This window comes from Candidatus Delongbacteria bacterium (genome assembly GCA_041675285.1).
Classification (GTDB): Bacteria; CAIWAD01; CAIWAD01; order CAIWAD01; family CAIWAD01; genus CAIWAD01.
The window spans coordinates 33,754-45,335 of record JBAYTZ010000006.1; the positions used below are offsets into that span (position 1 = coordinate 33,754).

Genomic DNA, 11,582 nt, shown 5'->3' on the forward strand with positions numbered 1-11,582 from the left:
GTCGGGTGATCGGTGGACGAAGGGAGGCTCCGCCCGGCGCTCAATATCGAAAAGTGCGTCCAGCGTGAACACTGTTCAAACCGGCGGGCAGAGGGCGCCGGAACCCCGCCCGGGCTGAACGCCCCTCAGGATCGGTCCTCGCACTGCCGATACTGGATCTCGTCGAAAGTCCACAAACCTTTGCATTCCAGTCGAAACTCACCGGAGGAATTCACATGAAGCTCGCTCAGTTGCTGGCTCTCGGCCTGGTGGCGGGACTGACCCTGGCCGGCGGAGCCGCCGCGCGGGAGATTCGCATCGGCGCCGGCGCCGCCCCCACGGAGAACGTCCTGAAGCCCGTCAAGGCGGCCTTCGAGAAGGCCACGGGCCACACGCTGACCATCCTGGCCACGGGGCCCAAGAACGCGCTGGCGGACCTCGACAAGGGGCTGGTGGAGGCCGCGGCGGCCGGCCTGTCCCTGGAGGACTGGCTGGCGCTGATGAAGAAGGAGAACGTCGAGGTGGCGGACCCCGCCGGTCTGAAGGCCGTGGTCATCGGCCAGGACAAGATCCGCGTGCTGGTGCACAAGGACAATCCGGTCAAGACCCTCAGCCGCGAGCAGCTCAAAGGCCTGTTCACGGGCAGCCTGGACAACTGGCAGGCGGTGGGCGGGGCGGACGCGCCGGTGATCGTGGTCTGGGGTTCGCTGATCCCGGGCACCAACAGCCTGTTCCAGAAGAACATGCTCGAAGGCGCCGCCCCGGGCGGGAACCTGCTGGAGGCCACCACGGCCGAGGACGTGCGCCAGATCGTCGCCTCCAACCCCGAGGCCATCGGCATCGGTCCGCTGGCGATCCTCGATGCCAGCGTGGCCTCCCCCGACACGCCCGAAGTGGCGCGCCCGATCACGCTGCTCAGCCGCGGCAATCCGTCGCCCGAGTTGCAGCAGCTGCTGGACTTCATCGCCAAGGAAGGCCCGGCCCTGATCCGCCAATAGCGTGTCCGCTGATCCCGGGGGGGAATCCATGACCATCAAGCGCAAGCTGACCCTGAATATCGCCATCGTGCTGGGCACCATCTGCTGCGTGGCGGCGGCCGGCGTGACCGGCATGAGCCAGGTGCGCAGCCGCCTCTTCGATTTGACGGAACGCAGCACGCCCTTCCAGCTGCGCACCACCGAGTCCCAGCGGGCCACCCAGCTGGCCATCGGCGAACTGGACCGGCTGGGCCGCGCGCGCACGCGCCACGAGTACCGGCAGGCCGGGCAGGCGGCCCGCCAGGCGCTGCAGGAGGCGGACTCCGCCGCCCAGGCGCTGGCCGCGCTGACGGGCGGCGCCGGGGACGAAGGCTCCGCCGAGCTGGGCGGGCTGGCGCGCGAGATCCTCCAGGTCACGGATTCCCGCCTGGCCGCCGACAGTGCGGCCGGCGTGGCCAGCCGGCAGATCGCCGCCCAGTTCGCCGAGCTGGACCGCCAGATGGGGGCGCTGGACGCGGGCGTGCGCCAGCTGCAGAAGACCCAGCAGGCCACCTTCGGGGCGGCCTCCGCCGGCGTGGAGCGCAGCACGCGCCAGTTGCGTGCGGTGGACCAGTTGAAAGGCCAGTTGCTGGAGTTGCAGGTGGCCGTGCTGGACCTGCAGGCCGTGCAGGCCAAGTCCGCCGTGACCATCGCCCGGGCCCGGATCAATTCCCAGATCAACAAGATCAACCAGAACGAGGTGCTGGGGAGCGATCGCTCCATCGCCGCGGGCACCGCGGCCTACCTGGACGAGGTAGGTGCGCTGGTCCAGGCCAAGCAGGCCGCCGCCGAGACGGCCGGGGCCGAGGCCGGCACCCAGCAGGCGGAAATCAACACGCGGCTGAAGGAGACCTTCGCCGTGCTCCAGCTGGCCATCGCCGAGGCCGGCCAGACGGCCTCCCAGCGCAGCGGACAGGAGCAGGAACGCCAGACGGCCGTGGTGGGCCAGTCCACGCTGGCCAGCTCCGTCCTGCTCCAGGCCTCGGAACTCGTGGCGCTGGGCCTGACCATCCAGGCGGAGGCCACACGCCTGATCTCAGCGCGCCGCGCGGGCGAGGTGGACAGCCTGGAGACGCGGCTGGCCGCGGCCTTCACCCGCGGGCAGGCCACATCGCGCGCCCTGGGCGGGCTGCTGGGCAAGCTGGATGCCCGTCCGGAGCGCCGATTGCTGGAGTCCGCCCGCGGCCTGCTGGAGTCCAGCCGCGAGCGGCTGTTCGCCGCCGAGGGCGTGATCGCGCTGATCCGGCGCCAGCTCAGCATGGGCGAACAGGCCGCCCAGGCCTCCGAGCGGCTGCGCCAGCTGGTGGCGCGCCAGGCCGCCCAGGGCCGGGAGACGCTGAGCAGCGCGCGCGGCGAGCAGGAGAAGGCCATCGGGACGGTGAACCGGATGGTGCGCCTGAGCCTGATCCTGATCCTCAGCATCAGCGCCGGTGCGCTGCTCTTCGGCGTGCTCTTCGGCACCTGGGTCTACCGCTCCATCGCCCGCACCCTGGGCCAGGTGGAAGCGACCATCGGCGAGGTGGAGCGCAGCTCCGATTTGTCCATCCGCGTGCCGGTGGAGGGCGCCGACGAGGTGGGCCGGATGGCCACGGCCTTCAACGCGCTGCTGGAAAACCAGCAGCAGGCGCTGGGGGCCGTGAACCGCGTGATGGCCGCGCTGGCCGAAGGTGAATTCGGGCAGCGGGTCACGACCGAGCTGCGGGGCGACCTGGCCCGGCTCACCGCGGCCGTGAACGCCAGCGCGGGCCGGATCCAGCTGCTGCTGGGCGACGCCGTCGAGGTGGTGGGCGCGCTGGCGCACGGCGATCTGAGCCGGCGCGTGACCGTGGAGGGCCGCGGCGAGCTGGCCCTGCTCAAGGACCACCTCAACGCCTCGCTGGAGGCCCTGGGCCAGACCCTGACCCGCCTGCACGCCAACGCCGGGCACGTGGCGCTGGCCTCGCGCGAGACCTCCACGGCGGTGGGCCAGATCAGCTCCGACGTGCAGGTGCAGACGCGCCACATCGGCGAAGTGAGCGCGGCCGTGCGCCGGGCGGCGGACAGCGCGGGCCACATCGCCCAGCACACCACCGACGCCAGCGCCACCTCGCGCCGGGCCGTGGAGCGCGTCCACGCCGGCAAGGAGCGGATGGCCCGGCTGGTGGAGGTGGTCCAGCACATGGCGGAGAACTCGGTCCAGATCAGCGGAATCTCGGAGGCCATCGGCAAGATCGCCGCCCAGACGCGGTTGCTGGCCCTCAACGCGACCATCGAGGCGGCCCGGGCCGGGGAGGCGGGATTGGGCTTCGCCGTGGTGGCCGACGAGGTGGGAATCCTGGCGGGCACCAGCTCCACCAGTTCGGGGGAGATCGCCCGGCTGGTCCAGGAGGCCGCCGCGGAGGCCGGGCAGGCGGTGGAGGCCGTGCACGAGGTCAGCCGCATGCTGGACGAGATCCAGGCCGGCTCCGAGGAGGCGGACGCCATGCTGGGCCGGGTCTCCCAGGCCCTGGCGGACCAGCGCCAGGCCATCGACGGGATCGAGCACAGCGTCCTGAGCCTGAGCTCCATCGCCGAGAACAACGCCGGCTCCGCCGAGGAGATCGCCGTCACCATGGCCGAGCTGGCCACCCTGGCCGAGGCCACGCGCACGGAGGTCGAGCAGTTCCGCCTGGCCTAGAGGCCGTCCATCAGCGCGGGTGGGCGGCGGCAGGCCGCTGGTCCAGCTCCAGGCCCTGGCGCTGCATCAGGGCCGAGGCCACGAAGAGCAGGCCGGCGGCGATCCAGAAGGCCGCCGTCCAGCCCAGGGTCTGCATGATCAACAAGCCCAGCAGCGGTCCCAGCAGTCCGCGGAAGCCCGTCAGGGTGACGTGGATGCCCTGGTAGAGCGCGCCGTCCTCATCCCCCGCGAACACCAGGCTGGACATGGACCAGGCCACGGCCACGCCGCTCATGGCCATCCCCTGGAAGAGGAAGGCCAGGTAGAAGGGGTAGAGGCGGATCCCCTCGGGCAGCCAGATGCAGCTGCTGAGAAACAGGGGGAAGAAGGCCAGCAGCAGGAAGACCCGGGCGCAGAACTTGGCCGGGTTGTAGCGGTCGTGCAGAAAGCCCATCACCGGCAGGGTGAGCGCGCCGCCCAGCCGCAGCAGGGCCAGCTGGCCCACGCTGATCTGCGTGTAGCTCAGGCCCAACCCCTCCACCAGGTAGCTGGGCTGCACGGTGGAGATGATGAAGAAGGCCAGCCCGTAGATCATGAACTGGCCCTCCCAGCGGGCGAAATCCCGGTTGCGGTCCAGCACGTCGCGCATGCGCTGGATGGGCTGGGCCAGCTGGTGCCAGGTGGGGATGCGGCCCATCCACTCCGGGCTGGAGAGCGCCGGCCGCTGGTAGGCCGCCGTGGGGTTGGTCGGGATGCGGTGCCAGATCAGCCGGTCCACCACGCCGAAGCCGGCGGCGGCCAGGAAGAGCCAGCGCCAGTTCTCCGGCGCGGCGTCCAGGAAGCGCCCCACCGGCCAGGAGGCCAGCAGGATCAGGCCGGCGGAGGCGGCGGCCAGCCGGCTGTAGATCCGGCTGCGGCGGTTGGCGGGATAGTTGGCCTGCATGACGCGGTTGCGCAGCGGGATGGTCAGCGAATTGCCCAACTCGTAGAGCAGCAGCAGGGCCAGGAAAACGGGCATGCTGCCGTAGACGGCCATCAGGGCCAGGGGCAGCACGCCGAAGGCCGCGGCCAGCAGGAAGAGGCGCCGCCAGCGCGGCACCAAACGGATCAGTTCGGCCCAGTAGACGCTGAGCAGGAAACAGAGCGGGGCGGTCATCATCAACAGGGTTATCTGCCAGTCCGTGGCCGCCAGGCTCTTCTTGGCGATGGTGGAACCGAACTGCATGCCCGTCTGCAGCAGGCTCTCGAAGCCGATGGCCAGCCACTGCAGGCGCAGGGTGCGCCGGGCCAGCGAGTTCAGGTGGGAATCAGACATGCGGCGCTCGCTGCTGGGACTTCCAGGCCGCAAGGTCGCAATCGCCGGCAGTTTGTTGGCTAAGGTGGACGGCGCGGGGGCGCGTGGCGTCCGCCCGCCGCCTGGCCACTGAATTCCCCCGGCCGCGCAACCGATAGCCACAGGGAATCATGCGGGAGTGGCCATGTTCGGGATCCCTGAATTCGGAAGCGTGTTGCGCCGGCTGGCTCTCGCCCTGGGCGTGGCCGGCCTGGTGCAGCTGCTGTTTCTCGCCTACAACTCCTCCCAGGACGCCCACCGCGGCGAGAGCCTGTCCATGGCCACGCGGATCACGGCGGAACAGGTGGTGCTGCGCATCCAGGCCGGAACCGAAGCCCGGCTGGAGCGCCTGCGCGAACTGGCCTCCCTGCCCGCCGTGCGCCGGGGCGACCGCGCGGCCTTCGAACAGGCCGCCGCAGGGATCCTCAGCCAGTATCCCGACTTCCAGGCCGTCAACTGGGTGGACCGCGACCAGGTCATCCGCAGCGTGGTGCCGCTGGCCGGCAACGAGGGCGCGCTGGGCCGCGACCTGCACAAGCACCCGGATCCCAGCGTCACCCTGGCCATCAACCGGGCCCTGGACGACGGCCAGATCCACCGCTCCCAGGTCATCCATCTCCTGCAGGGCGGGCGCGGCTTCGCCTGCTACCTCGCGGTGCGGGACGGTTCCGGCGAATTGCAGGGTCTGGTCAACGGCGTGTTCCGCACGGAGCGCCTGATCGACGCCTGCCTGCCCGAGGAGAGCCTGCGCCGCCAGTACAACCTCTCGCTGTACACGGACACGCGCGCCGTGGCCTACGAATGCCACCGCGACCGCGTGCTGACCCGCGACGTGAAGCCCGCCCGGCTACCCCTGAGCCTGGTGGATCCCGGCTGGTCCTTCCAGATGGTGCCCACCAAGGCGCACCTCAAGGCCCTGAGCAGCCCGCTGGACCGCCTGCTGCCCTGGATCGGCGCCCTGCTCTCGCTGCTGGCCGGCTGGCTGACCTGGTACCTGCACAAGTGGCGGCAGGAGATCCGCACGGGCGAACAGCGCTACCGCGAACTCTTCCAGAGCTCGCTGGACGGGGTGTTCATCCTGGACCGCCACAACCGGCTGGTGGACGCCAACGGCTCGGCCCTGGCGGTGTTCGGCTACACCCGGGGCGAGGTGCTGGGCATGCCCATCACGCGGCTCAGTTTCAACCGCGAGCGGCTCAAGGAACTGCAGAAGGTCCTGGTGAGCGAGGGTTCCATCAGCAAGCGCGAGGTGCTGTTCCGGCGCCGGGACAATCAGGAGCTGCGCTGCCTGCTCAGCGCCTCCCTGCGCCTGACGCCCGAGGGCGTCTTCGACGGCGTGATGGGCTTCATCAGCGACATCTCCGAACCCACCCGGATCCGCGAGCAGTTGCGTCAGGCCCAGAAGATGGAAGCCATCGGGCATCTGGCCGGGGGCGTGGCCCACGACTTCAACAACCTGCTGACGGTGATCTCGGGCAACGCCGAGCTGGCCATGCTGCAGTTGGGGGACGACAATCCGGCCCGGGTGGAGCTGAAGGAGATCCGCTCCACCGCCGGGCGGGCGGCCAATCTGACGCGCCAGCTGCTGGCCTTCAGCCGCAAGCAGGTGATCCGGCCGCGCCTGCTCAACGCCAACGACACGCTGCACGACATGGAGCGCATGCTCAAGCGGATCATCGGCGAGACCATCGAGCTGCGCACCGATCTGCACCCGGAGGCCTGGACCGTCAAGGTGGATCCGGCCCAGCTCGAGCAGGTGATCGTCAACCTGGTGGTGAACGCGCGCGACGCCATGGAGCGCGGCGGCCAGCTGCTGGTGCGCACGCGCAACGAGCGGGTGGAATCCGCCGGCCCCGGCCACGACCTGGCCCCCGGTGAGTACCTGGTGATCGAGGTCAGCGACACGGGCTGCGGCATGCCCGAGGAAGTGGTCGAGCACATCTTCGAGCCCTTCTACACCACCAAGCCCGAGGGCGTGGGAACGGGCCTGGGCCTGGCCACGGTCTACGGCATCGTCAAGCAGAGCGGCGGGCACATCGAGGTGGAGAGTCGGCCGGGCCACGGCACGCTGTTCCGGATCTGCCTGCCCCGCCAGGCGGGGGACGCCCTGGAGACGCGCAACACGCTGCCGGCGGCCCTGCAGCGCGGCACGGAGACCCTGCTAGTGGTGGAGGACGAGCCGGCCGTGCGGCGGATGACCGTGGACAGCCTCAAGCGCCAGGGCTACACGGTGCACGAGGCGGGCAACGGGCGGATCGCCCTGGACCTGGTCCGCCGGCTGGGCTCGGACATCGACCTGGTGGTGAGCGACGTGGTGATGCCCGAGATGGGCGGCGTGGAATTCGTCAGCGAGCTGCGCCAGTTCCTGCCGCGCATGCCCGTGCTCTTTTTGAGCGGCTACTCCGAGGAGGCCATCCGGCGGCAGGGCGAGCTGCAGAGCGACGCCCGCCTGCTTCAGAAGCCCTTCGACCTGCACGACCTGCACAGCCAGGTGCGCGAGCTGCTCAGTCAGGGAGCCTGAGGGCCGGACTCCGCCGCCACCCGCTCCCGGGCCAGCCGGGCAAGGCGGGCCAGGGGCGGCTTGAGCGGGTCCGCCAGCTCCGCCGGCCAGGGCCAGATCCGGACGGGGAGCATATGGCGGGGCAGCCGAGCGGCCAGCCGCTGAGCCAGCACCGCCACTTCAGGCAACGCACCGCCCGTCCAATCCACGAAGGCTGCGGGGCGCTCCCCCAGCCGCGCGTCCGGCAGCGCCACCACGGCCACGCGCCGCACTTCGGGCAGGCTGGCCAGGGCCTCCTCCACGAACTCGGCCGGAATCTTCTCCCCGCCCGAGATCAGCACGCGATCCGCCCGGCCCAGCAGGCAGAGGGCGCCGCGTTCCCAGCGTCCCAGGTCGCCCGAGAGCCAGGGACCCGCGGGGCGCTCGCGCGGCTGGTCCGCGTCGTCCAGCTCGGCCTCGCAAAGCGCGGGGGATTCCACCTCCACCCGGCCCGCCGTCGTCAGCCGCAGCTGGTGCGGGGCGAAGGGCGCGCCGCTGGAGGCGGGCCGCGCGGGGTCCTGGCGCTCCGCGCAGACCAGGGCCCCGGTCTCCGTGGCCCCGTAACTGGTCCAGAGCGGCCAACCCGCCGCCAAGGCCCGCCGACGCACTCCGGCCGGCAGCGGCGCCCCGCCCAGCAGCACGCCGCGCAGGCCGGCCGCTGAGACCTCCGCAGCCACCAGATCCTCCAGTTGGGTCGGCACCAGCGAGAGCCAGTCCAGCCCGCCGGCGGCCAGCGCGCCCGGCACTCCGCCCGCGTCCGGGCAGCGCAGCCGGCAGCCGGACACCAGCCCGCGCAGCAGGATGCCCAGTCCGCCCACGTGATCCAGCGGCAGCGAGAGCAGCCAGCCCTGACCCGGGTCCAGTTCCAGCCGGGCGGCGGCGGCCCGCGCCCCGGCCAGCAGCCCGTCCAGCCCATGGCGCAGCCAGCGCGGCCGCCCCAGGCTGCCCGACGAGCGCAGCCAGACGCGGGCCGGGCAACCCGCCGGCGCCGTCGCGGCGCGCGGTCCAGGCTCATAGTCGCCGGACTGGAGGCGACCCCAGAGGGCCAGCCGGCCCTCCTCCTCGGCCCGGCGGGCCGGAGTCTCGCGCAGAGGCAGCAGCACCAGCTCGCCCGCCGCCTCCAGCACGGCCAGCGCGGCCACCAGCTCCTCGGGTTGTGCCGCCGGCAGCCAGCCCACCCGTTGGCCGGGCCGCAGCCCCAGCCTGCGCAGCCGCTTGGCCTGCCGGCGCAGCTCGTGCCGGGCCTGGCCGCGCGTCCAGAGAGTGGAGCCGGCCTCCAGCCAGGGCGCGCCGTCGCGCCCCCAGAGCCAGCGACTCACGCCGCCGGGTGCGGGCTCCCGCCTCATGCCCCGTCCTCCCAGTCCAGCTCGTCCAGCCGGGCACCCAGCCAGGCGCGCGTGCCCAGGCCCGGCGCGGGCCGGCCCGGCGCGCGGGCGGCCAGCTGCTCCAGCGCGCGCAGACCCAGCGGACTCTCAAAACAGGCGCTGATCACGCAGCAGGGCGCGGAGCCGCCCGCCGCCGCCAGACGCCGGACGCGCTCGAAGCTCTCCTCCACGGTGGCCAGGCCCAGCAGCTGGGGCTTGAGCACCCAGGCCGCCGCGCGCTCCGCCAGCCCGGCGGGCAGCGCTTCGCGCAGACTCTCGTCCAGGGCCAGGGGCCAACCACCGCCCGCCAGCCAGTCCGCCAGCTGGGCCACCGAGGCCAGCGGCTCCTCGATCCAGCGCGGCCGCGCCGGGGCCGCGGCGGCCTGGAAGGCGCGCGCCTCCGCCAACGGGAAGGCCCGGTTGGCGTCCAGGCGCCATTCGTGGCGGGGAAAGTCCCGCGCCAACCCGCGAAAGGCCCGGGCCTCCGCCAGCGGATCGTGCCGGCCGATCTTCAGCTTCCAACACCGGCAGTCGGGCGCGGCCGCCACGGCGGCGTGCCAGCTCTCAGGCGGCTCCAGCAGCAGGCCGGCGGACGGGGGCGCGGGAAGGGCGGGTTCGGGTTCCGTCAAATCGTGCCAGGCCCAGTCCAGGGCCCAGCCCAGACTGGGCGGGAGGGCCAGACCCAGCTGGCGCGCGGCGGCGACGGGCGACGACGCGGGAGGCTGCTGCCGCAGGTGCATGGACAAGCGGCGCAGATGGCTCACCACGTCTTCCACCGTTTCGCGATGCAAACCGGGCAGGGGCGCGGCCTCACCCAAGCCCGTCCGGCCTGCCCGCTGCAAGCGGAGCTCCACCACCTGCCGCACCTGATCCGGCGCGCCCGTGCTGAGTGGGCGGAGCAGGGCCCAGCGGGCCGGTCGCCAGCTGAGGCGCGGCACGTTCACAGCCAATAGGCCGCGCTGAACAGCAGGGCGTAGAGCAGTTCGAGCTTGCCGGTCAGGGCCAGCAGGCGGTTCATGGCATCGCCGAAGCGCGCGTCGCGCCGGGGCTGGGCGGGCAGGGTCCGCCAAAGCAGGGGCAGCAGGGCCAGCAGCAACAGGGCGGGCGTCAGCAGGCCCTGGGGCTGCCCGGCGCGCAGCAGCAGGACAAGGGGCAGCAGCGCGGCCGCCAGCAGGGCCAGCCGGAACTCCCAGCGCGCGAAGTCCGCGCCGAAGCGCACGGCCAGCGTGTGCTTGCCTGCCGCCCGATCCTGCTCCAGGTCACGGAAGTTGTTCACCGTGAGAATGGCCACGGAGAAGCAGCCCGCCGCCAGCCCGCCCAGCAGCGCGGGCGTGGACCAGGCCAGGGTCTGGACATAGGTCGTGCCCGCCACGGCGATGGGCCCGAACCAGGCGAAGGCGAAGATGTCACCCAGTCCCAGGTAGGCCAGGGGCGCGGGTCCGCCGGTGTAGAGCACGCCCAGAGCCACGCTGCTCAGCCCGATCCAGAGGATGGGCCAGCCGCCGCGGGCCAGCAGGTAGGCGCCCAGCAGGACGGCCAGCGCGAAGCAGACCAGAAAGCCCGTGCGCACCTGGGCCAGCGTGAGCCGGCCGTGTTGCAGGCCGCGGCGCGGCCCCAGGCGCTCGGCCGTGTCGGCGCCCTTGCGGGCGTCGAAGTAGTCGTTGGCCAGGTTGGTGCCCACCTGGATCAAGAGCGCGCAGACCAGCGCGGCCGCCGCCGCCGGCAGATGCAGGCCGCCCTCGAAGCGGGCCACAGCCGTGCCCATCAACACGGGGGCCACGCCTGCCCAGAGGGTCTTGGGACGGGCTGCACTCCACCAGGCGGCCAGGAGCTCGCTCATGGGTTCCTCCAGCGTTGTCCGAGGACCTGTCAGGGTCGGCGCGGAAACTGCCCGAAGTCCGGCGGGCGCTTCTGCACCCAGGCGTCGCGCCCCTCCTGGGCCTCGGCGCTCATGTAGTACAGCAGCGTGGCGTTGCCCGCCAGCTCCTGCAGGCCGGCCTGGCCGTCGCAGTCGGCGTTGAGCGCGCTCTTCAGACAGCGCAGGGCCAGCGGACTGTGGGCCAGCATCTCGCGGCACCACTGCAGGGTCTCCTCCTCCAGGTGCTCCAGCGGCACGACGGTGTTCACCAGCCCCATCTCCAGGGCCTGGCGCGCGTCGTACTGGCGGCAGAGGAACCAGATCTCGCGCGCCTTCTTCTGCCCCACCACGCGGGCCAGGTAGCTGGCGCCGAAGCCGCCGTCGAAGGAGCCCACCTTGGGGCCGGTCTGGCCGAAGCGCGCGTTGTCCGCGGCGATGGTCAGGTCGCAGACCAGGTGCAGCACGTGGCCGCCGCCGATGGCCCAGCCGGCCACCATGGCCACCACAGGCTTGGGGCAGCTGCGGATCTCGCGCTGGAGGTCCAGCACGTTCAGGCGCTCCACTCCACCTTCGTCCGCGTAGCCCGCGTCGCCGCGGATCTTCTGGTCGCCGCCCGAGCAGAAAGCCCGGTCCCCGGCGCCGGTCAAGATCACCACGCCCACCCGGGAGTCCTCCCGGGCCAGGTCCAGCGCGCGCCGCAGCTCGCTCACCGTCAGGGGACGGAAGGCGTTGTGGCGCTCGGGTCGGTTGATGGTCAGCCGGGCGATGCCCGCCGCCGGGCCGCCCTCCACGCCGAAGTCGCAGCGGATGTCGCTCCACTCGCCCACGGCCTGCCAGAGTTCGCTCATGGAATCCTCC

8 protein-coding genes are annotated in these 11,582 nt (G+C 72.2%); 3 read left to right on the forward strand and 5 right to left on the reverse strand.

Annotated elements, in window-relative coordinates; all coding sequences use genetic code 11:
* Positions 1 to 215 precede the first annotated feature (215 nt).
* Positions 216 to 977 carry a substrate-binding domain-containing protein gene (locus WC326_07445; protein MFA7330891.1) on the forward strand — a complete coding sequence of 254 codons (762 nt, stop codon included), beginning with the start codon at positions 216 to 218 and terminating at the stop codon, positions 975 to 977.
* A 28-nt stretch (positions 978 to 1,005) separates the two neighbouring features.
* Entirely contained in the window at positions 1,006 to 3,651 is a 2,646-nt protein-coding gene (locus tag WC326_07450; protein ID MFA7330892.1) for a methyl-accepting chemotaxis protein, read from the forward strand.
* A gap of 10 nt (positions 3,652 to 3,661) precedes the next feature.
* Here WC326_07450 and WC326_07455 read toward each other — a convergent pair whose 3' ends face one another.
* Complete coding sequence (locus WC326_07455) at positions 3,662 to 4,945, reverse strand: MFS transporter (protein ID MFA7330893.1); 1,284 nt, start codon at positions 4,943 to 4,945, stop codon at positions 3,662 to 3,664.
* A 163-nt stretch (positions 4,946 to 5,108) separates the two neighbouring features.
* Between WC326_07455 and WC326_07460 the strand changes: the two genes are divergently transcribed.
* Positions 5,109 to 7,484, forward strand: a complete 2,376-nt coding sequence (locus WC326_07460; protein ID MFA7330894.1) for an ATP-binding protein — start codon at positions 5,109 to 5,111, stop codon at positions 7,482 to 7,484.
* Here WC326_07460 and WC326_07465 read toward each other — a convergent pair.
* The 4 genes from WC326_07465 to menB are packed head-to-tail and all read right to left on the reverse strand — an operon-like array spanning position 7,472 to position 11,572.
* Positions 7,472 to 8,848 (reverse strand): AMP-binding protein, encoded by a 1,377-nt coding sequence (locus WC326_07465; GenBank protein MFA7330895.1) that lies wholly within the window; start codon positions 8,846 to 8,848, stop codon positions 7,472 to 7,474. The two genes, WC326_07460 and WC326_07465, sit on opposite strands and share 13 nt — an antisense overlap.
* Positions 8,845 to 9,804, reverse strand: coding sequence for an enolase C-terminal domain-like protein (locus WC326_07470; GenBank protein ID MFA7330896.1), 960 nt, complete (start codon positions 9,802 to 9,804; stop codon positions 8,845 to 8,847). Before WC326_07470 ends, WC326_07465 begins: the two co-directional genes overlap by 4 nt.
* 2 nt (positions 9,805 to 9,806) lie before the next feature.
* Positions 9,807 to 10,706, reverse strand: a complete 900-nt coding sequence (locus tag WC326_07475; GenBank protein ID MFA7330897.1) for a 1,4-dihydroxy-2-naphthoate polyprenyltransferase — start codon at positions 10,704 to 10,706, stop codon at positions 9,807 to 9,809.
* A gap of 29 nt (positions 10,707 to 10,735) precedes the next feature.
* On the reverse strand, positions 10,736 to 11,572 hold the full coding sequence (gene menB, locus WC326_07480) for a 1,4-dihydroxy-2-naphthoyl-CoA synthase (protein ID MFA7330898.1): 837 nt from the start codon (positions 11,570 to 11,572) through the stop codon (positions 10,736 to 10,738).
* Positions 11,573 to 11,582 lie beyond the last annotated feature (10 nt).

What these genes read in the sequence shown, in the direction of transcription:
- WC326_07450 (MFA7330892.1), top strand. Translation starts at nt 1,006, where the DNA reads ATGACCATCAAGCGCAAGCTGACCCTGAATATCGCCATCGTGCTGGGC.
- menB (MFA7330898.1), bottom strand. Translation starts at nt 11,572, where the DNA reads ATGAGCGAACTCTGGCAGGCCGTGGGCGAGTGGAGCGACATCCGCTGC.
- WC326_07455 (MFA7330893.1), bottom strand. Translation starts at nt 4,945, where the DNA reads ATGTCTGATTCCCACCTGAACTCGCTGGCCCGGCGCACCCTGCGCCTG.
- WC326_07465 (MFA7330895.1), bottom strand. Translation starts at nt 8,848, where the DNA reads ATGAGGCGGGAGCCCGCACCCGGCGGCGTGAGTCGCTGGCTCTGGGGG.
- WC326_07475 (MFA7330897.1), bottom strand. Translation starts at nt 10,706, where the DNA reads ATGAGCGAGCTCCTGGCCGCCTGGTGGAGTGCAGCCCGTCCCAAGACC.
- WC326_07460 (MFA7330894.1), top strand. Translation starts at nt 5,109, where the DNA reads ATGTTCGGGATCCCTGAATTCGGAAGCGTGTTGCGCCGGCTGGCTCTC.
- WC326_07445 (MFA7330891.1), top strand. Translation starts at nt 216, where the DNA reads ATGAAGCTCGCTCAGTTGCTGGCTCTCGGCCTGGTGGCGGGACTGACC.